The sequence below is a fragment of the Pseudomonas nabeulensis genome (genome assembly GCF_004682045.1).
In the GTDB taxonomy this organism is placed as follows: Bacteria; Pseudomonadota; Gammaproteobacteria; order Pseudomonadales; family Pseudomonadaceae; genus Aquipseudomonas; species Aquipseudomonas nabeulensis.
This window is the reverse complement of the sequence record NZ_QUZT01000084.1, coordinates 1-25,221: the sequence shown is the minus strand read 5'-3', so window position 1 is coordinate 25,221 and position 25,221 is coordinate 1. Positions and strand designations below refer to the sequence as shown.

Annotated in this window: 25 protein-coding genes, 1 tRNA gene and 1 riboswitch; of the genes, 12 read left to right on the top strand and 14 right to left on the bottom strand. The window is 60.9% G+C overall.

The genetic code is table 11. The features are described 5' to 3' along the window. Positions 1 to 14: 14 nt before the first annotated feature. The 3 genes from DYL61_RS28185 to uvrB form a co-directional block, all read right to left on the bottom strand. Positions 15 to 90, bottom strand: a tRNA-Ala gene (locus tag DYL61_RS28185). A 147-nt stretch (positions 91 to 237) separates the two neighbouring features. Next, on the bottom strand, positions 238 to 1,719 hold the full coding sequence (gltX, locus tag DYL61_RS28180) for a glutamate--tRNA ligase (RefSeq protein ID WP_135311081.1): 1,482 nt from the start codon (positions 1,717 to 1,719) through the stop codon (positions 238 to 240). 201 nt (positions 1,720 to 1,920) lie between these two features. Continuing rightward, complete coding sequence (gene uvrB / locus DYL61_RS28175) at positions 1,921 to 3,936, bottom strand: excinuclease ABC subunit UvrB (protein ID WP_135311080.1); 2,016 nt, start codon at positions 3,934 to 3,936, stop codon at positions 1,921 to 1,923. Positions 3,937 to 4,242: 306 nt separating this feature from the next. On the opposite strand from uvrB, the gene DYL61_RS28170 reads away from it, so the two are divergent. Further along, on the top strand, positions 4,243 to 5,439 hold the full coding sequence (locus DYL61_RS28170) for an amino acid aminotransferase (RefSeq protein WP_135311079.1): 1,197 nt from the start codon (positions 4,243 to 4,245) through the stop codon (positions 5,437 to 5,439). Between the two features lie 99 nt (positions 5,440 to 5,538). Continuing rightward, on the top strand, positions 5,539 to 5,748 hold the full coding sequence (locus DYL61_RS28165; RefSeq protein ID WP_135311078.1) for a hypothetical protein: 210 nt from the start codon (positions 5,539 to 5,541) through the stop codon (positions 5,746 to 5,748). Between the two features lie 125 nt (positions 5,749 to 5,873). Here DYL61_RS28165 and ptrR read toward each other — a convergent pair whose 3' ends face one another. Then, positions 5,874 to 6,746, bottom strand: coding sequence for a putrescine utilization regulator PtrR (gene ptrR, locus DYL61_RS28160; RefSeq protein ID WP_135311077.1), 873 nt, complete (start codon positions 6,744 to 6,746; stop codon positions 5,874 to 5,876). A gap of 103 nt (positions 6,747 to 6,849) precedes the next feature. Here ptrR and DYL61_RS28155 point away from each other — a divergent pair, with 103 nt between their 5' ends. The 4 genes from DYL61_RS28155 to DYL61_RS28140 all read left to right on the top strand — a co-directional run bounded on the left by DYL61_RS28155 (position 6,850) and on the right by DYL61_RS28140 (position 11,428). After that, positions 6,850 to 8,232 (top strand): aldehyde dehydrogenase family protein, encoded by a 1,383-nt coding sequence (locus tag DYL61_RS28155; RefSeq protein WP_135311076.1) that lies wholly within the window; start codon positions 6,850 to 6,852, stop codon positions 8,230 to 8,232. Between the two features lie 145 nt (positions 8,233 to 8,377). Then, a riboswitch (cobalamin riboswitch) is annotated at positions 8,378 to 8,553 on the top strand. A 102-nt stretch (positions 8,554 to 8,655) separates the two neighbouring features. Then, positions 8,656 to 9,666, top strand: coding sequence for an ABC transporter substrate-binding protein (locus tag DYL61_RS28150; protein WP_135311075.1), 1,011 nt, complete (start codon positions 8,656 to 8,658; stop codon positions 9,664 to 9,666). Continuing rightward, on the top strand, positions 9,663 to 10,667 hold the full coding sequence (locus tag DYL61_RS28145; protein WP_105699534.1) for a FecCD family ABC transporter permease: 1,005 nt from the start codon (positions 9,663 to 9,665) through the stop codon (positions 10,665 to 10,667). Before DYL61_RS28150 ends, DYL61_RS28145 begins: the two co-directional genes overlap by 4 nt. Beyond that, on the top strand, positions 10,664 to 11,428 hold the full coding sequence (locus DYL61_RS28140) for an ABC transporter ATP-binding protein (protein WP_135311074.1): 765 nt from the start codon (positions 10,664 to 10,666) through the stop codon (positions 11,426 to 11,428). The genes DYL61_RS28145 and DYL61_RS28140 overlap by 4 nt, the downstream gene beginning before the upstream one ends. Positions 11,429 to 11,559: 131 nt before the next feature. On the opposite strand, the gene DYL61_RS28135 is transcribed toward DYL61_RS28140, so the two are convergent. The 4 genes from DYL61_RS28135 to DYL61_RS28120 form a co-directional block, all read right to left on the bottom strand. Beyond that, a complete protein-coding gene (locus tag DYL61_RS28135) occupies positions 11,560 to 12,045 on the bottom strand; it encodes a GNAT family N-acetyltransferase (RefSeq protein ID WP_135311073.1) in 486 nt (161 codons plus the stop codon). Next, positions 12,042 to 12,959 carry an alpha/beta hydrolase gene (locus DYL61_RS28130; RefSeq protein WP_135311072.1) on the bottom strand — a complete coding sequence of 306 codons (918 nt, stop codon included), beginning with the start codon at positions 12,957 to 12,959 and terminating at the stop codon, positions 12,042 to 12,044. The genes DYL61_RS28135 and DYL61_RS28130 overlap by 4 nt, the downstream gene beginning before the upstream one ends. After that, positions 12,959 to 13,399: a tryptophan-rich sensory protein TspO gene (gene tspO / locus DYL61_RS28125; protein ID WP_135311071.1), complete on the bottom strand. Its 441-nt coding sequence runs from the start codon at positions 13,397 to 13,399 to the stop codon at positions 12,959 to 12,961. Before tspO ends, DYL61_RS28130 begins: the two co-directional genes overlap by 1 nt. Positions 13,400 to 13,594: 195 nt before the next feature. Further along, positions 13,595 to 14,152 (bottom strand): nucleotidyltransferase family protein, encoded by a 558-nt coding sequence (locus tag DYL61_RS28120; RefSeq protein ID WP_135311070.1) that lies wholly within the window; start codon positions 14,150 to 14,152, stop codon positions 13,595 to 13,597. Positions 14,153 to 14,285: 133 nt separating this feature from the next. Between DYL61_RS28120 and DYL61_RS28115 the strand changes: the two genes are divergently transcribed. Further along, positions 14,286 to 14,891, top strand: a complete 606-nt coding sequence (locus DYL61_RS28115; protein WP_135311069.1) for a hypothetical protein — start codon at positions 14,286 to 14,288, stop codon at positions 14,889 to 14,891. A gap of 158 nt (positions 14,892 to 15,049) precedes the next feature. On the opposite strand, the gene DYL61_RS28110 is transcribed toward DYL61_RS28115, so the two are convergent. Further along, positions 15,050 to 15,283, bottom strand: a complete 234-nt coding sequence (locus tag DYL61_RS28110; protein ID WP_135311068.1) for a hypothetical protein — start codon at positions 15,281 to 15,283, stop codon at positions 15,050 to 15,052. Positions 15,284 to 15,359: 76 nt separating this feature from the next. Then, the gene (locus tag DYL61_RS28105) at positions 15,360 to 16,208 is read right to left on the bottom strand and encodes a LysR family transcriptional regulator (protein WP_135311067.1); all 849 of its coding nucleotides are present in this window, start codon (positions 16,206 to 16,208) and stop codon (positions 15,360 to 15,362) included. 120 nt (positions 16,209 to 16,328) lie between these two features. Here DYL61_RS28105 and DYL61_RS28100 point away from each other — a divergent pair, with 120 nt between their 5' ends. After that, positions 16,329 to 17,264: an NAD(P)-dependent oxidoreductase gene (locus DYL61_RS28100; protein WP_135311066.1), complete on the top strand. Its 936-nt coding sequence runs from the start codon at positions 16,329 to 16,331 to the stop codon at positions 17,262 to 17,264. Here DYL61_RS28100 and DYL61_RS28095 read toward each other — a convergent pair. Together DYL61_RS28095 and DYL61_RS28090 are read right to left on the bottom strand one after the other, a co-directional pair. Continuing rightward, a complete protein-coding gene (locus DYL61_RS28095; protein WP_135311065.1) occupies positions 17,185 to 17,895 on the bottom strand; it encodes a hypothetical protein in 711 nt (236 codons plus the stop codon). The two genes, DYL61_RS28100 and DYL61_RS28095, sit on opposite strands and share 80 nt — an antisense overlap. 107 nt (positions 17,896 to 18,002) lie before the next feature. Then, positions 18,003 to 18,893 carry a LysR family transcriptional regulator gene (locus DYL61_RS28090; protein WP_135311064.1) on the bottom strand — a complete coding sequence of 297 codons (891 nt, stop codon included), beginning with the start codon at positions 18,891 to 18,893 and terminating at the stop codon, positions 18,003 to 18,005. 102 nt (positions 18,894 to 18,995) lie between these two features. Between DYL61_RS28090 and DYL61_RS28085 the strand changes: the two genes are divergently transcribed. Further along, complete coding sequence (locus tag DYL61_RS28085; protein WP_135311063.1) at positions 18,996 to 19,985, top strand: zinc-dependent alcohol dehydrogenase family protein; 990 nt, start codon at positions 18,996 to 18,998, stop codon at positions 19,983 to 19,985. Between the two features lie 61 nt (positions 19,986 to 20,046). On the opposite strand, the gene DYL61_RS28080 is transcribed toward DYL61_RS28085, so the two are convergent. Next, entirely contained in the window at positions 20,047 to 20,415 is a 369-nt protein-coding gene (locus DYL61_RS28080) for a hypothetical protein (protein ID WP_135311062.1), read from the bottom strand. Between the two features lie 500 nt (positions 20,416 to 20,915). Here DYL61_RS28080 and DYL61_RS28075 point away from each other — a divergent pair, with 500 nt between their 5' ends. Further along, positions 20,916 to 21,473 carry a hypothetical protein gene (locus DYL61_RS28075; protein ID WP_135311061.1) on the top strand — a complete coding sequence of 186 codons (558 nt, stop codon included), beginning with the start codon at positions 20,916 to 20,918 and terminating at the stop codon, positions 21,471 to 21,473. Between the two features lie 728 nt (positions 21,474 to 22,201). Then, positions 22,202 to 22,432 carry a DUF6124 family protein gene (locus DYL61_RS28070; protein WP_135311060.1) on the top strand — a complete coding sequence of 77 codons (231 nt, stop codon included), beginning with the start codon at positions 22,202 to 22,204 and terminating at the stop codon, positions 22,430 to 22,432. Between the two features lie 127 nt (positions 22,433 to 22,559). Here the strand turns inward: DYL61_RS28070 and DYL61_RS28065 are convergent, their stop codons facing one another. After that, positions 22,560 to 24,398: an ATP-binding protein gene (locus DYL61_RS28065; RefSeq protein WP_135311059.1), complete on the bottom strand. Its 1,839-nt coding sequence runs from the start codon at positions 24,396 to 24,398 to the stop codon at positions 22,560 to 22,562. Positions 24,399 to 24,581: 183 nt separating this feature from the next. Between DYL61_RS28065 and DYL61_RS28060 the strand changes: the two genes are divergently transcribed. Then, a complete protein-coding gene (locus DYL61_RS28060; RefSeq protein ID WP_238704617.1) occupies positions 24,582 to 25,112 on the top strand; it encodes a cupredoxin domain-containing protein in 531 nt (176 codons plus the stop codon). Positions 25,113 to 25,221: the final 109 nt, after the last annotated feature.

The window sequence follows — 25,221 nt, the reverse complement described above, 5'->3', positions numbered from 1 at the left end:
TTGAACCTGTAAATTGGTGGAGCTAAACGGGATCGAACCGTTGACCTCTTGCATGCCATGCAAGCGCTCTCCCAGCTGAGCTATAGCCCCTCATCGGTGAGGACGGGGCGAATCTTAATGGCGGTTTGGAAGTGTGTCAAATTTATTTTCAACAATTTCCAAAATTTTTTGCCGGGATAACAATCACTTACCGGCGAAACCCCGGAAAACCGGGGTTTCGTCGTTGCAGCAGGCTGATTAAGCGATAGCGCCCAACAGCTTTTCCCACTCTTTGTTTTCTTTCTTCGACACACCACCAAGCAAATCAAGGGCTTGGCGCAGACGGAAACGAGTAAGGTCCGGGCCGAGAATTTCCATCGCATCCAACACCGACACCGAACTGGCCTGCCCGGTGATCGCGGCAAACATCAGCGGCATGGCATCGCGCAATTTCAGCTCCAGGGATTCCACCACCGCCTGGATCGTCGCGGTGATCGCATCCTTCTCCCACTGGCGCAGGCTTTCCAGCTTCCACAGGATCAACTGCATCAGCTGGCGCACCTGGTCACCGGAGAGCTTCTTGGACTCGAACAGCTTGGCGTCCGGGTTCACGCCACCGGCAAAGAAGAAGCTGGCCAACGGTGCGACCTGGCTGAACGTCTCCACCCTGCCCTGCACCAGCGGCGCGATCTTCATCATGTACTCGGGGTTCAACGCCCACTGCTGCACACGGCTGGCGAACTCTTCCACCGGCAGGTCACGCAGCCATTGGCCGTTGAGCCACGACAGTTTCTCGATATCGAAGATCGGCCCACCCAGGGACACACGGGACAGGTCGAAGTTGTCGACCATTTCCTGCAACGAGAACTTCTCACGCTCGTCCGGCATCGACCAGCCCATACGGCCCAGGTAGTTAAGCATCGCTTCCGGCATGAAACCCATGCGCTCGTAGAAGGTCACCGAGGTCGGGTTCTTGCGCTTGGACAGCTTGCTCTTGTCCGGGTTACGCAACAGCGGCATGTAGCACAACTGCGGTTGTTCCCAGCCGAAATATTCGTAGAGCAGGATCAACTTGGGTGCCGATGGCAGCCACTCTTCGCCACGCAGCACGTGGGTGATGCCCATCAGGTGGTCGTCGACCACGTTCGCCAGGAAGTACGTCGGCAGGCCGTCGGTCTTCATCAGCACTTGCATGTCCATGCGGTCCCACGGGATCTCGACGTCGCCGCGCAGCATGTCCGGCACCACGCACACGCCTTCGCTCGGCACTTTCATGCGGATCACGTGAGGTTCGCCGGCAGCCAGGCGGCGAGCCACTTCTTCTTTCGAAAGCAACAACGCACGGCCGTCATAGCGCGGGGTTTCGCCACGGGCCATTTGCTCGGCGCGCATCTGGTCCAGTTCTTCGGCGGTGCAGAAGCACGGGAACGCATGGCCCATGTCCACCAATTGCTGGGTGTATTGTTTGTAGATGTCGCTGCGCTCGCTCTGGCGATAAGGGCCGTGCGGGCCGCCGACGTCCGGGCCTTCGGCCCAGGTAATGCCCAACCAGCGCAGGGCATCGAAAATCTGTTGTTCCGACTCGCGGGTAGAACGCAGTTGGTCGGTGTCTTCGATCCGCAGGATGAATTCACCGCCGTGCTGCTTGGCAAAGCAGTAGTTGAACAAGGCGATGTAGGCAGTGCCGACGTGGGGATCCCCAGTAGGCGATGGCGCGATGCGCGTGCGGACGGTGGTCATGGCGGGTCTCGAATAGGCGATAAAACAGAAAATTGAAACAAGGGGCGAATGGTAACAGCCTGGGTGATTTCTGGAAAACCGAGGCGCGGCCATCGGGGGCAAGCCCCCTCCCACACTGTGATTTGTGAACCGGGTCAAATGTGGGAGGGGCGGTGCGACGATTCGACTTGCCCCCGATGAGGCCGGTGAAGTCACCGCAAATCAAACAGCCAGCAACCGCTCCCGCAACTTGCCAATCTCATCCCGCGTCTGCGCTGCCGCTTCAAACTCCAGATCTCGCGCCAACTGGTACATCTTCTCTTCCAACTGACGGATCCGCTTGGTGATCTCACTCGGCGAGCGCAATTCGTTCTCGTACTTGGCGCTTTCCTCGGCGGCCTTGGCCATGCCCTTGCGCTTCTTGCTGCGCGAGCCCGGCACAGTGGCGCCTTCCATGATGTCGGCGACGTCCTTGAACACGCCTTTGGGCGTGATACCATTTTCCAGGTTGAACGCAATCTGCTTGTCACGGCGGCGCTCGGTCTCGCCAATCGCCCGTTCCATGGAGCCGGTGATGCGGTCCGCATACAAAATCGCCCGGCCATTGAGGTTACGCGCGGCACGGCCGATGGTCTGGATCAGCGAGCGCTCGGAACGCAGGAAGCCTTCCTTGTCCGCATCGAGGATCGCCACCAGCGACACTTCCGGCATGTCCAAGCCTTCACGCAGCAGGTTGATGCCCACCAGCACATCAAAGGTGCCCAGGCGCAGGTCGCGGATGATCTCCACGCGCTCCACGGTGTCGATGTCCGAGTGCAGGTAGCGTACGCGTACGCCGTGGTCGGCCAGGTAGTCGGTCAAGTCTTCGGCCATGCGCTTGGTCAGCGTGGTCACCAGCACCCGCTCTTCCACCGCGACACGCTTATTGATTTCCGACAGCAGGTCATCCACCTGGGTCAATGCCGGGCGGATTTCCACCTGCGGGTCCACCAGGCCGGTGGGCCGTACCACTTGCTCAATCACCCGTCCTGCGTGTTCAGCCTCGTAGTTGCCGGGGGTCGCGGACACGAAGATGGTCTGCGGGCTGATGCTTTCCCATTCGTCGAAACGCATCGGCCGGTTGTCCAGCGCCGAAGGCAGGCGGAAACCGTATTCCACCAGGGTTTCCTTACGCGAACGGTCGCCCTTATACATGGCGCCCACTTGCGGCACGCTGACGTGGGACTCGTCGATCACCAGCAACGCGTCGTCCGGCAAGTAGTCGTAGAGCGTGGGTGGCGGTGCCCCGGACTCACGGCCCGAGAGGTAGCGCGAGTAGTTTTCGATGCCGTTGCAGTAACCCAGCTCCAGGATCATCTCCAGGTCGAAGCGCGTGCGCTGCTCCAGGCGCTGAGCCTCCACCAGCTTGTTGTTGGCGCGCAGGTAATCCAGGCGCTCGGCCAACTCGACCTTGATACCTTCGATGGCACCCATCAGGGTTTCGCGGGGCGTGACGTAGTGGCTTTTCGGATAAAAGGTAAAGCGCGGCAACTTGCGGATCACCTCACCGGTCAACGGGTCGAAGGCCGACAGGCTTTCCACTTCGTCGTCGAACAACTCGATGCGAATCGCTTCCAGGTCGGATTCGGCCGGGTAGATGTCGATCACATCGCCACGCACGCGGAAGGTGGCGCGGGCAAAGTCCATGTCGTTGCGGGTGTATTGCAGGCTGGTCAGGCGGCGCAGCAGTTCGCGCTGGTCGAGTTTGTCGCCGCGGTCGACGTGCAGCACCATCTTCAAATAGGTTTCCGGGCTGCCCAGGCCGTAGATGCACGACACCGTGGTGACGATGATCGCGTCCTTGCGCTCCAGCAGCGCCTTGGTCGCCGACAGCCGCATCTGCTCGATGTGGTCGTTGATCGAGGCGTCTTTCTCGATAAAGGTATCGGACGACGGCACGTAGGCTTCGGGCTGGTAGTAGTCGTAGTAGGAAACGAAGTACTCCACCGCGTTATTCGGGAAGAACGACTTGAACTCACCGTACAGTTGCGCGGCCAGGGTCTTGTTCGGCGCCAGCACCAGGGTGGGCCGATTGATCTGGGCGATCACGTTGGCGATGCTGAACGTCTTGCCCGAACCGGTCACCCCGAGCAACGTCTGGTGGGCCAGGCCGGCCTCGATGCCTTCGACCATCTGGCGAATCGCTTCGGGCTGATCGCCGGCGGGTTCAAAACGGGTGACGAGCTGGAAATCCGACATAACGTACCTCGTGTAGCCACCACCCGCGAAGACTCACAGCGGATCGTAGGAAAAAAGCATGATAGCCCTAGAAGTGGTGGCGAATGTGACGGGTTTCAAGGCAATCGTCCTACTCGCCATTTACGATCAATGTTGCAATAAGACTAACGGTCAGCAAATAAACCGAAAAACTTGGCCGAAAAGCCGTTTCGGTTGTCGCCCTCGGCACTGATGGCCTCTATACTAGCTCCCCGTTTGTGCACCGCTCTAGTGCATTCGGCTGGAGCGCGACACGTCCCTCCTACCCCCCATAGAGCTGCCGCAAAAATGAGCCTGTTCTCCGCTGTCGAAATGGCACCACGCGATCCTATCCTGGGCCTCAACGAAGCATTCAACGCCGATACACGAACCACCAAGGTCAACCTTGGCGTGGGCGTTTACTGCAACGAGGAGGGGAAGATTCCACTCTTGCGTGCCGTTGCCGAAGCGGAAGCCATTCGCGTGGCGCAACACGCCGCCCGTGGCTACTTGCCGATCGACGGTATCGCTGCGTACGACAAGGCCGTGCAAACCCTGCTGTTCGGCGCTGAATCGCCACTGCTGAGCGCTGGCCGCGTCACCACCGTGCAGGCCGTTGGCGGCACCGGCGCGCTGAAAATCGGCGCCGACTTCCTCAAGCAACTGGTGCCCAACGCCGTCGTCGCCATCAGCGACCCAAGCTGGGAAAACCACCGCGCCCTGTTCGAAACCGCCGGTTTCCCGGTGCAGAACTACCGCTACTACGACGCCGCCACCCACGACGTGAACCGTGCCGGCCTGCTCGAAGACCTCAACGCCCTGCCACCGCAGTCCATCGTGGTGCTGCATGCTTGCTGCCATAACCCGACCGGTGTCGACCTGACCCCGGCCGACTGGCAGAAGGTATTGGACGTGGTCAAGGCCAAGAACCTGATCCCGTTCCTCGACATGGCCTACCAGGGCTTTGGCGACGGCATCCACGAAGACGCCGCTGCCGTGCGCCTGTTCGCTGAGTCCGGCCTGACCTTCTTTGTGTCCAGCTCGTTCTCCAAGTCGTTCTCCCTGTACGGCGAACGCGTGGGCGCGCTGTCCATTGTTGGCGAATCCAAGGAAGAAAGCGCGCGCATCCTGTCCCAGGTCAAGCGTGTGATCCGCACCAACTACTCCAACCCGCCGACCCACGGTGCGGCCATTGTTGCGGCGGTACTCAACAGCCCAGAACTGCGCGCCCAGTGGGAAGCAGAACTGGCTGAAATGCGCCTGCGCATCCGTGGCATGCGTGAGCAGATGGTGGCTGAACTGGCCAAGGCTGCACCGGGCCACGATTTCAGCTTCGTCGGCCGCCAGCGCGGGATGTTCTCCTACTCCGGCCTGACCGTTGAACAGGTCACCCGTTTGCGCAGCGAATTTGGCATCTACGCCCTCGACACGGGCCGCATCTGTGTGGCGGCGTTGAACCAGTCCAACATCGGCGCGGTCACACAGGCAATCGTTCAGGTGCTGTAAACCTGCCGGCATTGCACAGGAGGGGAAGCCGATGGCTTCCCCTTTTTTGTATCCAGCTCCTAGACTGAACCTTGTCCGCCCTTTTGCTGTGAGAGCCTTATGAGAAACGACGACCTGGACCTGCGTGCCGACCGTGACGAACTGGACGATTTTGTCCCGCGTGCGCCGCAACCCAAGCGCCAGAAAAGCCTGGTGTTGCAAGTGGCGCTGGGGGTATTTCTGGGTGGGTTGGCGCTGTGGTTGGTACAGATGGGGGCGACTGCCCTCATGACCAAACTGGCCATGGGCACCCTGCAATTCGGCGGCTGATCAAAATCAAAATGAAGATGAAGATCTAAATGTGGGAGGGGGCTTGCCCCCGATGGCGGTGTGTCAGATACAGATATATCAACTGACACTGCCTCATCGGGGGCAAGCCCCCTCCCACATTGGATCTACTGTGCGATCAGATCGCGTTCCTCCAGCAGCTTCACAAAGCTATTCAAGCTTTGCGAAACGGTCCCCCGCCGCCAAATCAGCCAGGTGTGCAAAATCCGGAATTTATCCGTCAGCGGCCACACACTCACCGCTGCAAACCCCGGCATGTTTTCCAACATGCTGCGCGGCATCAGTGCCAACCCCGCGCCAGCGCTGACGCACGCCAACATCCCGTGATACGACTCGATCTCGAAGATCTTGCCCGGCACCGCGCCATCCTGTGAAAACCAGCGCTCGAAGTGATGCCGGTACGAACAGTTCGAGCGAAAGGTATAGATGTTCTCGCCATTCACATCCTGGCCTCGGGTGATCGGCGCATGGTGCAGGGGCGCGATCACCACCATTTCTTCTTCAAACACCGCCACCCCTTCCAGGGTGCTGTGCAACACCGGCCCGTCGACAAAAGCGGCGGTGAGGCGCCCCGACAGCACACCTTCGATCATGGTGCCCGACGGCCCGGTGCTCAGGTCCAGTTCGACCTTGGTGTGTTTTTGGTTGTACGCGGCGAGCAACGCCGGGATGCGCACCGCCGCCGTACTCTCCAGCGAGCCGAGGGCGAATGCGCCCTGGGGCTCCTCCCCCGCCACGGTGGCGCGGGCTTCTTGCACAAGATCCAGGATGCGCCGCGCATAGCCGAGGAAGTTCCAGCCCGCAGGGGACAACCGCAAACGGCTTTTCTCGCGGATGAACAATTCCACGCCCAAATCCTGCTCCAGTTGCTTGATGCGCGTGGTCAGGTTCGACGGCACCCGATGAATCAACTGCGCGGCGGCGCTGATGCTGCCTTGCTCGGCAACGGCCTTGAAGATTTCCAGTTGCACCAGATCCAAGTCATTCTCCAATCGTGAATGTATTGCTTAATATTATTCAGTTTCCAGAAAAGAACCAACCCCGTAGGCTGAACCCCACTTACTCATTCAGCAGGACGGTGCCATGAACGCGACTACCCACGCTCTCTCGATCAACCCGGCCAACGGCGAAACCGTCGGCAGCTACCCGTACGAATCCGCGTCGCAACTCGACGCCGCCCTCGACCGCACCACCACGGCCTTCCGCACCTGGCGCCGCCAACCGGTGAGCCAGCGCGCCGAGCTGCTGCTGGGCCTGGCCGCCGCGCTGCGTGAGCAAGCCGAAGCCATGGCACAGATGATCACCCTGGAAATGGGCAAACCCATCGCCCAGGCCCGTGCCGAAATCGAGAAATGCGCCCAGCTCAGCGAGTGGTACGCGGCCCAAGGCCCGGCCATGCTCGCCCCGGAACCGACCCAGGTGGACAACGGCAGCGCCCAGATCGAATACCGCCCGCTGGGCCCGATCTTCGCCGTAATGCCGTGGAACTTCCCGGTGTGGCAAGTGCTGCGCGGTGCCGTGCCGACCCTGCTGGCCGGCAACACCTTCGTGCTCAAACACGCACCGAACGTGATGGGCAGCGCTTACCTGATCCAACAAGCGTTCCACAAAGCCGGTTTTGCCGAAGGCGTGTTTGAAGTGGTCAACGTCACCAACGACGGCGTGTCCAAGGCCATCGCCGACCCGCGCATCGCCGCCGTGACCCTCACCGGCAGCGTACGCGCCGGTATCGCCATCGGCTCCCAGGCCGGTGCCGCGCTGAAAAAATGCGTGCTGGAACTGGGCGGTTCCGATCCATTTATCGTGCTCAACGACGCCGACCTCGACGCCGCCGTGCAAGCCGCACTGATCGGCCGTTTCCAGAACAGCGGCCAAGTCTGCGCCGCCGCCAAGCGCCTGATCATCGAAGAAGGCGTGGTCGAAGCGTTCACCGCCAAGTTCCTCGAAGCCAGCCGCGCCCTGGTGATGGGTGACCCGACATCGACCGCCACCTACATCGGCCCGATGGCCCGCTTCGACCTGCGTGACGAGCTGCACGGTCAGGTCCAGGCCACCCTGGAAGAAGGTGCGACCCTGCTGCTGGGTGGCAATAAGGTTGCGGGCGCCGGCAACTACTATGAGCCGACCGTCTTGAGCAACGTCACCGACCAGATGACCTCGTTCAAACAGGAACTGTTCGGCCCGGTGGCCTCGATCATCACCGCTCGCGACGCCGACCACGCCGTGGCGCTGGCCAACGACAGCGAGTTCGGCCTCACCGCCAGCATCTTCACCACTGACGCAGCGAAGGCACGGGACATCGCCAATCAGCTGGAAACCGGCGGGATCTTCGTCAACGCGTTCAGCGTGTCCGACCCTCGGGTAGCGTTTGGCGGGATCAAGAAAAGTGGCTTTGGCCGCGAGCTGTCGCACTTCGGCGTACGGGAATTCTGCAACGCGCAGACGGTGTGGCTGGATCGCAAATAATATCCCCAAACAACACACATCCAATGTGGGAGGGGGCTTGCCCCCGATAGCGGTGGATCAGCCAGCAACTATGCAGCTGAAACACCGCCATCGGGGGCAAGCCCCCTCCCACATTTTGATTGGCGGTGTTTTCAAGCGCGCCAATCGACTACCATACCGCGCCGGTTCCCAAACGGGACTAATAGGGAATCCGAAATCGGAACTGCCCCCGCAACTGTAGGTGCTGAGCCTGCTCCACACTGCCACTGGATCATCTCCGGGAAGGCCGGAGCCTGGCGACGACGCATCAGTCAGGAGACCTGCCGGCCCAAGCTCAATCACTAACCGGCGGGGTGTCCGGGAAGGACATTCTTGCCGGCCTCTATCCCAGCGCTCGAGAGTGTATTTCCGAATGGCACGTACGCTTCACTCGGAGATCGCCCCATGCTGCCACGCGTTACCGCCCTGCTCACCGGCCTGGGCTTCTGCGCCCTGGCCCACGCCGCGCCCACTCAGTACCCGCTGACCGTGGAAAACTGCGGCAGCCACGTCACCTTCCCCCAAGCCCCCGAGCGCAGCGTGACCATCGGCCAGGCCGCCACCGAGATGCTCTACGCCTTGGGTGTGGGCGATAAAGTGGTCGGCACCTCGTTGTGGTTCAACAGCGTACTGCCGCAGTACTCAGCACAGAACGCGCGCATCGAACGCCTGGCCAACAACGAGCCCAGCTTCGAAGCCGTGATCGCCAAGCGCCCGCAATTGGTGGCCGCCGAGCTGGAGTGGGTAGTCGGGCCCCAAGGTGTGGTGGGCACCCGCGAGCAATTCCATGAGTTGAAAATCCCCACCTACCTGCTGCCCTCCGACTGCGAAGGCAAGGACAACCTGGTGGGCGCCGACGGCACGCGCCTGGAGCCGTTCCGCATCGAGACCCTCTATAAAAGCATCCGCCAACTGGCCGAAATCTTCGACGTGCAGGCTCGCGGCCAACAACTGAACGATGACCTCAAGGCGCGCCTGGCCAAGTCTGTCGCCACCGTGCAGAGCAAGGGCCTCAAGCAGGCCAGTGCGCTGGTGTGGTTCTCCAGCGCAGAGATGGCCAGCGACCCTTACGTGGCCGGGCACAAGGGCATTCCGGAATTTATGCTGGAGACCCTCGGCCTGCACAACGTGGTGCAATCGGATGAAGAGTGGCCCGCCGTCGGCTGGGAGACCCTCGCCAAAGCCAACCCCACTTTTATTGTGATCGCGCGCATGGACCGCCGCCGCTACCCCGCCGACGACCATGAAAAGAAACTCGCCTTCCTGCGCAGCGACCCGGTTACCCGCAACATGGACGCGGTGAAAAACAACCGCATCATCATCCTCGACGCCCTGGCGCTGCAGGCCAGCATCCGCACGATCGACGGCCTTGAACAACTGGCCTCGGCCATCGACGGCTACGACCTGCACCCATGACCCGTACCCTGCTCGCCCTCGCCCTGCTGCTGATCGCCGTACTCGCCGGCGTGGCCATCGGCGAAACGTCCATCTCGCCCCAGGTGGTGCTCCAGGTGTTGGCCAACAAACTGTGGGCCGCCGGGTACGTGCTGGACCCCATCGACGAAGGCGTGGTGTGGAATTACCGCCTCACCCGCACCTTGGTTGCCGCCGCGTGCGGTGCCGGGCTGGCGACCTGCGGGGTGATCCTGCAGTCGCTGCTGCGCAACCCGTTGGCCGATCCGTACCTGTTGGGCATCAGCGCCGGCGCTTCGACCGGCGCGGTGTTGGTGGCATTGATGGGTGTGGGCGGCGGCTTGGTTTCGTTGTCGGCCGGTGCGTTTGTGGGGGCGATGGCGGCGTTTGCGCTGGTGATTTTGTTGGCGCGGGCCAGCGGCTCGTCCAGCGGCACCGGGCAGATCATCCTGGCGGGCATTGCCGGTTCGCAGTTGTTCAATGCACTCACGGCGTACCTCATCACTAAATCCGCCAGCTCCGAACAGGCGCGCGGCATCCTGTTCTGGCTGCTGGGCAACCTCAGCGGCGTGCGCTGGCCGTCGGTGTGGCTGGCGGTGCCGGTGGCGCTCGTGGGGCTGGCGGTGTGCCTGTGGCATCGGCGGGCGCTGGATGCGTTTACCTTTGGCAGCGACTCGGCGGCGTCCCTGGGGATCCCGGTGCGGCGTGTGCAGGTTGTGCTGGTGGCGTGCGCAGCGTTGGTGACAGCGGTGATGGTGTCGATTGTCGGCTCCATCGGCTTTGTCGGGCTGGTGATCCCCCATGCCGCGCGCCTGTTGCTGGGCACCGGGCATTCGCGCTTGCTGCCGGCCAGTGCGTTGGGCGGCGCGTTGTTTTTGATTGCCGCCGATGTACTGTCGCGCACGCTGATCAAAGGCCAGGTGATTCCGGTAGGCGTGGTGACCGCGCTGGTCGGCGCGCCGGTCTTCGCACTGATCCTGATCGGCCGGAGGAATGCGCGATGACGGTTCTGAGTTGCTCCGGCCTGGGCTTCAAGGTGCGCGACGCCGAGTTGCTGCGCGATATTCATCTGGACGTAGCCCTGGGCGAAACCCTCGGCATTGTCGGGCCGAACGGCTCCGGCAAATCCACCTTGCTCAAGCTGCTCGCCGGGCTGCGCACGCCCGCGTCCGGCCATGTACTGCTGGGCGGTCAGCGGCTGGGGCAGTTATCACGCCGTGCCATCGCGCAGCAACTGGCGGTGGTGGAGCAACAGGCCGACACCGACGACGCCATCCGCGTGTTCGACGCCGTGGCCCTGGGGCGTACACCGTGGCTGTCGGCACTGAGCCCCTGGTCCGCCGATGACGACGCCATCGTGCACCAGGCCCTGCACGACGTGGACGCCACCCACCTGAGCCATCGCGCCTGGCGCAGCCTTTCGGGCGGCGAGCGCCAGCGGGTGCACATCGCCCGGGCACTGGCGCAAAGGCCGCAGATTTTGTTGTTGGATGAGCCGACCAATCATCTGGATATCCAGCATCAGCTTGGGATTTTGAAGGGGGTGCAGGGGTTGCCGGTCACGACGCTGATCGCTTTGCATGACCTGAACCAGGCGCTGACGTGTGATCGGCTGGCGGTGCTGGATCGCGGGCGGTTGGTGGCGTTGGGTAAACCGCTGGAAGTGCTGACGCCGCAGCGCTTGCAGGAGACGTTCGGGGTGCAGGCGCATTACCTGACAGACCCGTTCGACGGCGCCCAAATCCTGCGGCTGCGCCCAATCTAAAGCCTACAACAGTTCAAATGTGGGAGGGGGCTTGCCCCCGATGGCGGTGTGCCAGCTATATGCTTTCTGGCTGACACACTGCTATCGGGGGCAAGCCCCCTCCCACATTTTGACCTCCTGTGTCTTCGAATTCACAGCGGCCGTTGCATGTGAGTTGTCTGCCAAACCGGGTCCGCCTCTACATCCACCACCTCAAACCCCTGCCTCATCCAAAAATCAATCGCCCCCGGCAAGAACGGATGGGTATGCAGGTACATCACCTCTACCCCGTCCGCTTGCGCCAGCGCTTCCAGCGCACGGTACAACTGCCCCGCCAAACCAAAGCGACGAAACGCCGGCAGCACAAACAGGCGCACCACCTCCACCGTCTTGCGGCCTTGGTAATCGAGCTGGGGGAAACGGTGGTCGTAAGGCAGGTAACCGATCGCCGCGACGATCTGGCCGTCATTGCGGGCGACCAAGAATCGCCCGGCGCCGTGAAGGTAAGTGGCCTCGAATTGCGCGAGGTCATCCGGCATGCCAGCGGCACTGAGCTTGGGGAACAACGCCGCGCGGGCCTGTAGGACAAAGGCCAGTACCTCAGGTACGTCAGCGGGGTTAACGGGTTGAATTATCATCGGCACACTTGTTGGGTTATCCACCCACGACTGTAAGCCAAAACCCTCGTCGCCATCCCCACCGGAAAATGAATAAACCCATGCGCCGCCTCCGGCACCCGATGCACCTGCGCGCCAGGCCAACGCTCGGCCATCAACAGCGTGTCGTCCTTGAGTGGGTCCAACTCACCCACAAACATCAACGCCGGGGGCAGACCATCGAAGTCGCCATACAGCGGTGATAAAGGTGGCTGCCGACGCGCTTCATCACTCAAACCCGGCGTGAGCATGCGCAACGCCTCGACCATCCCCGGCCCATCCAGCAACAAGGTATCCGGCCCGGCGGTGCGTACGCTGGGTGTGCCAGTGAGGTCGTAGACGCCGTAATACAACACCGCGCCGCTCACTCGCTTGAGCAGCTCAGGTGATTGTTTCAACGCCAACAACGTCGCTGCGGCCAGATGCCCGCCCGCCGATTCGCCGACGATGATCACCGGCAAGCCTGCAAACTCCTCGGCGCTGAGCAACCAATGCGCAGCGGTGAGGCAATCCTCCATCAAGCCCTCAACGGGCGTGTCGACCGCCAGCCGATAATCCACCGACACCACGGCCACGTCGCAGGTGTTGACCATGCCCAGGTTGAGGTCGTCGTCCATCTGCGCATTGCCGATCACCCAGCCGCCGCCGTGGATATCCAAGACCACGCCCTTGGGTTTGCCGCTGGGGCGCAGGATACGCACCGGCACTGTACCTGCGAGTGTGGTTTCGGCCACGGGGGCTTTTTTTACCGCTTGGCTGACGCACAATAGCGCCTGGATCAAACGCGGCGTCACACGATTGCGGATTTTGAAACGCGGCATCCACGCCAACTTCTTATTGAAGCGGCGCATCTCGGCCAGTTCCGCTTCGCTGGCCGGCCAGAGGGTGTGAGCCATCAACGGTTATTCCGCAAAATCGAGAAGTTCAGCGCCGCCGCCACACACAGCCACGCCAGATAAGGGAACAGAATCAAGCCGGTGATCAAGTCCAAACGCACGGCCAACACCACCATCGCCGCGACGGTCAGCCACAACACCGCGAGAATGATCATCCCCGCCAGGATGCGATGGGCGCCGAAGAATACCGGTGTCCACAACGTGTTCAAGGCAATCTGCGCGGCCCACAGCGCCAGTACGGGTTGGCTGTCGGGGATCAGGCTGAGGCGGTAACCGGCCCAGGCCAGCAGCAGGTAGATGATCGTCCAGGCCACTGGGAACAGCCAATTGGGCGGGGTGAAGCTGGGTTTGACGAGGGATTCATACCAGGCGCCGGGCTTGAAGAGCATGCCGGTGCTGGCAGCGGCGGCGCAGGCGAGCAGGAAGATAAAGAAGGTCATGGTCGGTCCTTGGCGGGGTGTTTTAGCTTGGAGGTGGGGTGCCCGGGTAAAAGTTCACTGGCCTTGGGTGCGATGTTGCCTGGGTGACCGTCATCGGGGGCAAGCCCCCTCCCACATTTGAATGTATTCACAAATAGAAATGTGTGAACCCAATCCAAGGTGGGAGGGGGCTTGCCCCCGATGGCGGCCAAGAAATCACCCAACTATCTTGAGCCAAGGCCACCGCGCCTGATAACTCCTGGCCTTTTGCTCAAACAACACCGGCTCTGGATGCAGCGGGTTGATACGCAAAACACCCCGCTCCACATCCTCCAATCCATACGGCGCATACACCTCCCCCGTCGCCACTTCCAACCCGATACAGGTGCCCGCCACCAAGTAGCGATCAATCCCTTGCCTGGCCGTGCGCAACTGCGGATAAGGCCGACCAAACCGCTGTTGATACCAAAGATGCACCCGCGCCTGGTTCTTCACTTCGACATTCACACCCAGGTCGCGGAATAAATCCTCAGCCGCACGAATCACCACGTCCTCAGCCTCGTAGGACAGGTCGGTGTCGAAATAGAACACGTCGTAGTCCTTCACCCCCTGATCAGCAGGCCAACCCGACTGATGATTCCACACCGCCTGGAACAGACAGCCCGCCGTGAGAAAGCACTGCTCCAACCCCAACGTCGGCAAACGTGCGGTGATCTCGGCGTTGACGGGGTTGGCCATGGCCAGTTCAAGCAAGGTGTCGACGGTCAATGTCATGGGCAGTCCTGGGATAGGTCGCGAACTCGAACCGCCGACATTACACGACTCTTTGAAGGGTTTTGTGACGCAAAAATTTCGATACACTTCGCCCCGGGCAAAATTAACGGCCCCAATCGTCAAGGATAAAACGATGCGAATCAAAGCCATGGCCTTCGTCGCCACCAGCACCCTGTTCCTCACCGCGTGCAGCGAAAGCCCTTCCGACACGGACATCCAAGCCGCCCTGCAACCCCGACTGGAAGGGGCTTCCTGCATCAAGGCGCCAATGTTCAAAACCTTCCCGGTCACCCTGGGTGAGAGCTTTACCCGTGACGTCTCCAAGGGCAACGCACCGGCCTTCGATGCGCTGGTCGCCGCAGGCCTGCTCACCAAGGACGGCCTGACCTACACCCTCACCGAAGCCGGCACCACCGCCCACTCGGCAGACGCTTCGGGGTTCTGCTACGCCCAGGGCTATGAGATCGCCAAGATCCACAGCACCGACGTCAACACCGACCAGATGGGCCCCGCCGTGGAAAAATCCTGGCTGGTGACCGTGGACATTCGCCAGAAGTCCGTTGCGGCCTGGGCGAAAAATCCGGCGCTGGAGAAACTCACGCTCCACCCGGAAAGCCTCACCGACACGCCGGAGACCTACCACGTGACCGTGGGTCGTATTAAGGGCAAGGAAGGTGTGCAACTGATCGATCCACGCTTTTCGATCTCCCACGGTTTCAGCGTGAGCCAAGGCTTCTAAGCCAGAACTGTGGCGAGGGAGCTTGCTCCCGCTGGGCTGCGCAGCAGCCCCAAAACCGGCCAACGCGGTTTACCGGGTAAAAGCAGAGGGCCGCTTCGCGCCCCAGCGGGAGCAAGCTCCCTCGCCACAGAAGCTCCGCGTTCTGCCGTTACGAGCAACTAGCCTTTCAACTCGGCGGCCCGGTGGGTCGCCGCGTCGTCATACGCCACATACAACGACTCGGCGATCTGGCTTTTAATCGCCTTGGACGCCTCCAACCCCAACACAAAACCTTCAGCCTTACCGCCAGCGCGGTTGAGGTCTTCGTGGGTGGCGGCGCCGGTGATGGCGTCAAGCAGCTTGCTAGCGTGTGGGCCTACGCCTTTTGGGAGGCTGATTTGGTCGATGGACATGAGCGATACCTAATAAGAGAGACATCGGTAGCGCGTGTAACCACTGCCGGGGCTGCATGGTAAACCCATATGCCCCTCAATCGGCGCCCATCATCTCCACGACCAGATCGGCCAGCGCCCGCAACCTGTCCATTTGCCGCATATCCTGGTGATAGCCCATCCAGATATCCCGACTCGGCGGCGGCTCCTCGACCTCAAGCAAACTGAGCGCCGGCAGTTGATCACCCAGTGCACGGGGCAGTACAGCCACACCCAGCCCCTTGGCACACATTTGCGCCTGCACCGTGCGACTGCTGCTGGTGAAGACCGCTTGGCCCTGTGGAAACCGCTGCGTCAGCCAACGCACATCCGGGTAATGCGCCTGGGCCGTGTTCATGGTGATCAACCCTAGGCCCTCGCCCTGCGTCGCTGGCGAAGCCATCCCGGCGGCGCCGTACAAACCGTAGCTGATCGTCGCCAGCCGGCGCTGAACGATGTCGGGTTCGGTGAACGGCACGATACGAAACGCGATATCGGCCTCCCTGCGCGAGAGGTCAAACAACCGGTGCCCCGCCATGATTTCTGGGACGATCAGCGGGAATTGCCGCGACAACTCATGCAGCACCGGCGCCAGCACATAACCGGCGAACCAGTCCGCGCACGCGATGCGCAACAGCCCTTGCGGTTGATCGTCGCCCGCCAGACAACGCTCGATGCCCAGCGCGCTGCGCTCCATGTCTTGCGCCAGGCACAAGATCTTTTCACCGCAGTCCGTCAACACCAGCCCTTGCCCGGTACGCCGGAAAAACACCTGCCCACTGGCTTGTTCCAGCACGTGCAAACGTCGCCCTACCGTGGGATGGCTCACCCCCAATTGCTTGGCAGCGGCCCCCAGTGAACCGCTCCGCGCAATCGCGAGAAAGACACGCACGTCATTCCAGTCCATGGGCCACCCTCGTACAAAAATGAACAACGAGGTTGCAGCAATGGCAGTCCCATCGCAACCACCTGCCTCGCACACTAGGCCCTACGCATTTGTGCACAACAGCAAACACGGGGTTCGTGGATGAACATTGGATTTATTGGGGTTGGCAGCATGGGCCGGGCGATCATTCCGGTATTACTTGCGGCAGGCCACCGGGTTGCTGCGTGGAATCGCAGCCCTGAAACGCTGGCAGATTTACCGGGCGTGCAGACGCTCGCAACCCCGGCGGCGGCGTTTGAGCAAGCGATCGTCATCAGCCTGCTGGCGGATGATCACGCCGTACGTGAGGTGCTGCTCACCTGCGGGGCATTGGAGATGGCAGGCAAGTCCTGCATTCATATCGTGATGTCGACGCTATCGCCCCAACTGATGAGTGAGCTGCAAACGCAGCACCATGCACTGGGCATCGCATTGGTTGCCGCCCCGGTACTGGGTGTACCGGCGGTAGCGGCCAGGGGTGAACTGAACATTCTGGCCGCCGGGCCCAATGACGCCATCACTCAGGTACAACCGCTGTTTGACGTTTTAGGGAAAAAGACCTGGCGACTGGGCGAACGGCCCCAGCAGGCGTGTATCGCCAAAATCGCCGCCAACATGATGATCACCCAGGCCATCGAATCCCTCGCCGAAGCCAACGCCCTCGCTGAACACTACGGGCTGGCGCCTGCGGCCTTTACCGAAGTGGTGACCCAGACCCTGTTCGCCTGCCCCAGCTACCAACGCTACGGGCAAAACATCGTCAACCGCCGCTATGAACCGGGTTTCAAGTTGCACCTGGGCCTCAAGGACATCAACCTCGCCCTCAATGCCGCAGCGCCACAAGGCCTCCCACTGCCAGCCGCCAACGTGGTGCAGTCGCGGATGATGGCGGCAATGGCCCAAGGACTGGGGGATAAGGATTGGTCAGCGTTCGCCAGCGTCAGACCGGGCGACTCAACTACGCCAGCCCCCGCCGCGCATACATCGCCAACTCCGTTGCCTGGGTCGCCCGCTCGCCCTTGTTCGCCAGTTGATTGATAAACAACCCATCCGAAAACGCCTGTGGCGACTCCGAATCCAGCGGTTTGAGCAGCGACGCCAGGTCAATCGTGTTCGCGAAGTTTTCCTGGGTCAGGCTGTAGTAGCCCAGGTAGCTGCCCGTCCACGGCGAATCGGCGTCCACCATGTCGATGGAAGCATTGCGAAACGCAGTGGCCGCCGCTTTAAGGTCGCTGGATTGGTTAAGCAAAGTGGTCAGGCGCTCAATTGCCGAGCGGCTCAGTTCGCCTGCGGTATCCAGGACCTTCAGCCGACCATCGGCCTGCACGGTAAACCCATACTTCGCCCCGGCCAAATCCGGCTGGGTGGCCGACAAACCCGCCGCAAATGCCTGAAACGAGGCCTGCAGTACGCGCTGCGTCCCGGCGGCGATGCTGGCCAGGCGCGGGAAGTCTTGCGATTGGTCGCGCCCCACCCACGTGTCGATTGCCTGCGACGCGGGCAACGCGGGTTCAGCTGGCTCACTGGGATGGTAGATCGCCGCAGGGCCCGCGCTGGCCGTGATGGGTTTGGCGGTCTCTGGCTGCGGCTGGACCGAGAGCGGCTGCGCGGCGGGCGCAAGCGTAGTACTGGCGGGCGGGGTATAGGTGGAGCTGACGGAAAGTACCATTTCATCGGTCCATGATTGGCTGGTTCATTCAGGTTATTATCGACGGGGGTGGGGCAAGCTTTAACGTTCGACTAGCAACCGGGACCAGCTCAAGGCGTCGAACACCCTCACGCCTTGCGCCCAAACACCCCCTTCACAAACGCCACAAAACTGCGCACCTTCGGCGTCACCCGCCGATCCGCCGCGTACAGCAAGTTCATCGGCCCTGCCGGCACGCTGTACTCCGGCAGTAACGCCACCAACGTGCCTTTGCGCAGCGCCTCGTTCACCAGTTCCTGCGGCAACAACACCACGCCCAACCCCGCCACCGCGGCTGACAGCAGTGGGTCGCCCTGATTAATCGTCAATCGGCTTGTAATCGGCACCTCCACTCGCCCGTCCGGTCCGTCGAACTCCATGTGTGAGCGCCCGTCCGAATAGGCAAACGCCAGGCATTCATGCTCCTGCAAATCCCAAGGCGTGGTGATAGGCGGGCGCCGTGCCAGGTAGGCCGGTGCTGCGCACAACACCATGTGGTAGGGCTTGAGGGGCAAGGCCTTCAGGCCGCTGTCGGCCAGTTCGCCGATGCGAAACACCACGTCGTAGCCGTCTTCCACCAGGTCGATCAACTCGTTGGACAAGGTCAGGTCCACCGCCACCTGCGGGTACTTGACCATGTACTCCAGCAAACGCGGCGCCAGGCTGCTTACGCCAAACGTGACCGGCGCATTGATGCGCAAGCGCCCGCTGGGTACGCCACGGGTCACGGCGGCCATTTCTTCGGCGGCTTCCATATCCGCCAGAATCAACTTGGCGCGCTGGTAAAACGTACGGCCAAAATCCGTAAGGCTCTGCTTGCGCGTGGTGCGGTTGAGCAAGGAAACGCCCAAGTGTTGCTCGAGCATTTTCACCTGCTTGCCGACCAGTTGCGGCGACAGGTTCAGCTCATCCGCCACGGCACTGAACGAGCCCAGCTCCACGGCTTTGACGAAGGTGGCCATCAAGGTCAGGCGGTCCATTGGAAACCCCTTGTTTCTAGTGTTGCGCCATCCTAGGCCTTTATCACGCGCCGCCCCAAGCCTAAATTGAACGCCTTACTCATCCACACCGAGGTCTACCCCATGGCACGCATTGTCAGGATTCACGAATACGGCGACGCCAGCGTCTTGAAACTCGAAGACATCGACGTTCCCGCTCCCGCCGCCGACGAAGTGCAAATTCAGGTCAAAGCCTTCGGCCTCAACCGCGCCGAAGTGATGTTCCGCAACCACGCCTACCTGCAAGAAGCCGAATTCCCCAGCCGCCTGGGCTACGAAGCGGCCGGCGTGGTCAGCGCAGTCGGCGCCGACGTCACCGACATCCAGGTGGGCGACGCCGTAAGCCTCATCCCGCCCCTCGACATCGCCCGCTGGGGCACCTACGGCGAAGTGGCCAACGTACCCGCCCACCTCACCGTCAAACACCCGCAAAACCTCAGCTTCGTCCAAGCGGCCGCCTCGTGGATGCAATACGTCACCGCCTGGGGCGCACTGGTCGAACAAGCCAAACTCACCCAAGGCGACTTCGTATTGGTCACCGCCGCCTCCAGCAGCGTCGGCCTGGCCGCCTTCCAAATCGCCCGCAGCGTCGGCGCCACCGCCATCGCCGTGACCCGCACCCAAGCAAAAAAACAGGCGCTACTGGAGGCCGGTGCGGCCCACGTTATCGTCAGCGATGAAGAAGACATGGTCGAACGCGTAATGGCACTCACCAACGGCCAAGGCGCCCGCGTGGTGTTCGACCCGATCGGCGGGCCGAGCTTTGAACCGCTCACCCAAAGCATGGCCAAAGGCGGGATCCTGCTGGAATACGGCGCACTGAGCCCGGAGCCGACGCCGTTTCCGTTGTTTACCGTGCTGGGTAAATGCCTGACGCTCAAAGGCTATTTGTACGCGGAGATCGTCGCCGACCCAGCGGTGCTGGCGCGGGCCAAGGCGTTTATTTTGGAGGGGCTGGCCTCGGGGGCGTTGGCGCCGGTGATTGCGAAGACGTTTGCGTTGGACGAGGTGCAAGAGGCGCAGCGGTTTTTGGAGGCGAATCAGCAGGTGGGTAAGGTGGTGGTGACGGTTTAGGGAGTGGCCGTTATTTGAGCGACCAGCCGTGCCATGAGGAGTGGCGCGGCGGTCGCTGTCATTACAGTTCGTACAAGAAGAATCGAACGGCCATCCATATAAATATCTGCAACCAGAAATACCCAGTCCATAACACCCAACGCTTGAGCGAGACGGGCACGGAGGCGATCTCTTGTTCACTGACATCACCCAGCCGGATATAGCTTTTAGGAAATGCCAGGAAGCAAGCAATCTGCCCTAGCCGCAATGCCTTCTGCATCGGCAAATTGCCAGGCCACCGGAGCTTGTTCAGCTGAACGATTTCATTGTCTTCGAAATAGCGTTCCAACTTTTCCAACTTGAAATAGTGCACATATAACAACAGCAACACACCCACGACGGCTTCAACACCGACCAACAACGTGATGAATCGGTAGCCCGCTATGTCCATAAGTCGACATCCTCATACAACCACTCGCCCCACTCGGCGCCGTAATCGCCAAACGTGGCCCCCACCTGAATAAGCGCCTGCGCCGCCGCGCCGAGGGCGTCGATTTTTTGTATCAATAGGAGGCCCCATTCAGGATCCAGCCCTTGAGGCTGGCATAGCCGATAAGTCGCTCATTGATATAGGCGGTTGCCATGGGTGGATTCCAACCTCAGAGAAGAAGAGGTCGAAATATAAAATCGGAGTTTTCCGAATGGGCGGGAAATGAAGGGGTTGAAAATCAGTTTCAGAATGGGGCTACAGGGTGACTGATTAAGGCCTACAGCAATGTCTTAAAAACTATGCGCATCAAGCCCAAATGAGCTTGGGCAATGTGGTATTGCGCAGATGATGGTAACGTGCCCTTTCCGCTTTTATCTTATGCGTGTAGATGAGGCTCCATTTGACACTCATCAGCGTATTTCGAGACATCAATATCGAATAACAGTTAAGGAAAACTAAAAATGGGCCACTTAAGCGCTATTAGCTTGATTGCTATCAGCCTTGCGATAACCTGCACCGGATGCACATCCTATACGTCCACGCCGACCATCAATGAACCTGCCGAAACCAAAACCAAGGAAACCATCTCCAGTTTCACCTATGAAATAGATTCACCTTGGAAAGGCAGTCGTTTCGGAAGTGACGCATACAAGGCAACACAGAAAATCATTCCAAACGCACAAGACAACACCTCAAAACTGACAGCCCCGCCCCTATCCACATTAGAAATAAAACTCTCAGAGTCTTCATCTGGCGGCGCCTGCACACAAGAATACTTAACGGGCTTGAGCCTTGGCTTGATTCCTAGCTGGTGCACAAGACCAGAACTGTTCACGTTTCATTTCAGACTGAGCAATGATCACGGTTTGTGCAGGCAAAAAACATATTCAATAAGCTCGACAACGTTTTCACATCTCACCGCGATTCCATTTGCCATAGTCGATACCGACAATAAACCATTAACCCTGTATCAGGCCGCGCTGGAAGATTTTCTTCAGAAAGATCGGTGTGAAACATAGGCGGCACTTTCCTGAATGGTGTTGCTGGGCACGATGACCAACTCACCCGCCTGCACAAAAGGGCGCGGCAGGATGACTGATTAAGGCCTACAGCAATGTCTTAAAAACTATGTGCATCAAGCCCAAATGAGCTTGGGCAATGTGGTATCGCGCAGGTGATGACCGAGCGCGTGATACCCCACACCACCGACCAACGCCCGCCTAATATTCGAAGCCCTCCAATACCAAACCAAGCCCACCTGTGGCGAGGGAGCTTGCTCCCGCTGGGCCGCAAAGCGGCCCCAAAAAAGAACAACTGCACAGCCCAAAGGCAGGCTGAAAAAGGCCTACAAGGCGCATCAGCTTTGGAAAACCAATCAGCAGGTTGATTAACTGATGATGAGATGTGCAGGCGTTGTCCTAGGACAATTCCCAAACCCGCCCAACACCTTGCCCGCTTGCCTACACGTACGTCAGAATCCGCCGGCTTGTGCGCTGGGGTGGCGAAATCTAAGGTTGCCTGGTCGCTGAATTTCTCGGTGATCGGGTTTAGTAGCCCACGATCTAACCTAACAAGTGCATGAGCATCATCCGTCAGACGGCCTCCGTCTGTGCTTGATGGTGGCTGTGCGCAGGGCGCCCTAGGGCGCGCCGGTTTTGTTAGGTTCCACCGGTCTACTAACCTGCGTACAGCTGCCGCCTCTTTGTTTAGTAGCAATGGGGTGGTGGCCCAAGCAAGGAACTTAACAATGGTTAACGATCCATCCACCCTCTTCATCGTCACTCCCGACGCCAGCAACGAAACCCTCATCACCAACAGCTACGAGACCTTCACTTCGGTCAGTGCGCTTCTGCTCGACCTCTCGGATGACCTCAACGGTAAACACCGTGACATTGCATTGGCTATTCACCAATTGAGCGAGTTGGGTACGCTCATGACGGCAAAGCTCCTCGACCGTGAAGCGCCCTGTCCACGTTGAATATCACCAATCCCAGTTACTAGCCGACCGTTCGCCGAATCGTCGTATGTCGCAGTTACGATTCGGTGATTTTCTTCCCATGAAATCGATGAATTCCAGAGCTGGATCAAATCTTCGCAGCAAACAACTACCTCCCCAACAACTCCCGAACCCTCCCCCCAAGCACCTCCACCGCAAACGGCTTCGTCAACACCCCCATCCCAACCCCCAGCTGCCCATACCCCATCACCGCATTCTCCGCGTACCCCGTAATAAACAACGTCTTCAACCCCGGCCGCAGTTCCATCCCCGCCTCCGCCATCTGCCGTCCATTCATCCCACCTGGCAACCCCACATCGGTCACCAGCAGATCAATATGCACATCCGACCGCAGCAGTTTGAGCCCCGCCGCGCTGTCCGCCGCTTCGATCACGGTGTAGCCCAGGTCCCCCAGCACATCCGCCAGCAACATGCGCACGGTGGATTCGTCGTCCACCAGCAGCACGGTTTCGCCGTGTTGGGCGATTTCGAGCGCCACCTGCCCCGCCACTAATTCATCACCCGGTGCTGCGCCGTGGTGGCGTGGGAGGTAGAGGGACACGCAGGTGCCTTCGCCGACGGTGGATTGGATGTGCACTTGGCCGCCGGATTGTTGGGCGAAGCCGTAGATCATCGACAAGCCCAGACCGGTGCCTTGGCCGATGGGTTTGGTGGTGAAGAAGGGTTCGAAGACGTGAGCCATGACGTCGGGTGACATGCCGGTGCCGGTGTCGGTGACGCTCAGGCGCAGGTAGGGGCCTTCGGTGAGGTCGTAGGCGCGGGCGGCGGTTGGGTCGAGCCAGTGGTTGCTGGTTTGCAGTTGGATGCGGCCGCCTTCGGGCATGGCGTCGCGGGCGTTGATGCACAGGTTGAGTAATGCGTTTTCCAGTTGGCTGACGTCGACGAAGGCGGTCCAGGCGTCCATGGCGCCGACGGTTTCGATTTGGATGCCGGGGCCGGCGGTGCGTTGGATGAGTTCGGCCATGCCGTACATCAGCGTGTTGACGTTGGTGGCGCGGGGTTCCAGGGTTTGCCGGCGGGAGAAGGCCAGCAGGCGTTGGGTGAGCACGGCGGCGCGTTTGGCCGAGCCTTGGGCGGCGACCATGTATTTGTCGACGTCGCTGAGGCGGCCTTGGGTGATGCGGCGGTTCATCAGTTCCAGCGCGCCGGAGATGCCGGCGAGCAGGTTGTTGAAGTCGTGGGCCAGGCCGCCGGTGAGTTGGCCGACGGCTTCCATTTTTTGCGATTGGCGCAGTTTTTCTTCGGCCTGCATGAGCATGGCGGTGCGTTCGGCCACGCGTTGCTCGAGGGTTTCGTTGAGGGCGCGCAATTGGGTTTGCGCGTCGCGCAGCGCCTCGTCGGCGATGGTGCGTTCGAGCAGGTCGGCGGCTTGGCGGGCGAGGATGTCGAGCAGGCGCAGGTCGCGGTCGGACGGTTGGTGCGGCGTGCTCCAGTGGGTGGAAATCATGCCGAGCAGGCGGCCATCGCGGGACAGCAACGGGGTGGTCTGGGCCGAACGGATGCCGCTGCGGCGGAAGGCGTTGAGGTCTTCGGTGCCGGCGATGTCGGGCCATTCTTCGAAGTCGGGGATGATGGCGCGCTGGCCAACCTTGAGCGCCTGGGTACAGCTGCTGTAGGCCATGGGGCTTACCCATTGCCAGAACCCTACGGCCTCGGGCGGCAGACCGCGAGAGCACAGCAGTTGCAGTTCGCCGCCGTGGCCGGAGGGATGGCCTTGGGGGCAGAGCAACTGCATGGTGCCGAACTGCGAGCCGGTGATGGACACGGCGGCGTCGACGATCTTGCCGTAGAGGGCTTCCAGGTCTTGCTCGCCGATCAGGTCAAGGCTGATGCGGTGCAGGAACTCGATGTCCGACAGGGCGGTTTCCGACTCGTGGGAGACGGCGCGCGGAAAGGCTGCCGGGAAGGCGGTGCGTAGGGTTTTCATGGGGCTACCAAGGGGATGGCATTGGGCTAGTAAGAGCGTATCAGCAAAGCTATGACCACGCGAAACGGGCAGACGTTCGGTGGTGATCGCGACACGATGCCCGCTCGTTTACACTGGCGCTTTTGCGTAGCCTGCCGCCGTCGCGAAGGGATTCACTTTCTTTAGTCCGCATGGAGCACTCTCTTGCACTTATCCCCTGTTAAAGCCCTGATCAGCGTCACCCTCCTCGCCGCCCTCACCGGTTGCGGTGCGCTGACCGACGTGCGTTCTTTCTCCACGCCATACGCGTCGCCTACCAGCGGCGACACCACCCGCCTGCGGGTGATCAGCGACGGTATGGTGCGCGGTGTACCCAAGTCCGACTGTGTGAACTTCCGCCTGCCAGGCGCGGGGGTGATGGTGGCGCAACGCGACGGCTATGCAGACCGCAACGGCGAAACCCTGGGCATGGCGCCGGTGGAGCGCTATTCGTCGGCGACGGTGATGAGTGAACTGTTGGTGCCCGCCGGGCAGCCCATTGCGTTTCATTACATTGGGGATCGTTGTTGGAACATGTTCAGTTTTGTGCCCGAGGCGGGCATGGACTACGAGCTGGAAGCGGCGAATCGTTACAAGTGCGGGGTGTCGCTCAAACGCATGGTGCCCGGCGAGATCCAGGGTACGCCCATGCCGTTGAGTGAGAGCAAGTTGTGCAATTGGGGGGATAATTTTTGAGCGGGTGTCAGTTCACAACTGCCATTGTGGCGCCGTGATCGACTGCGGCGGCACTCCGGGTGGGTGTGTTGACTGCCACGCCGCCATCGGGGGCAAGCCTTAATGCCAG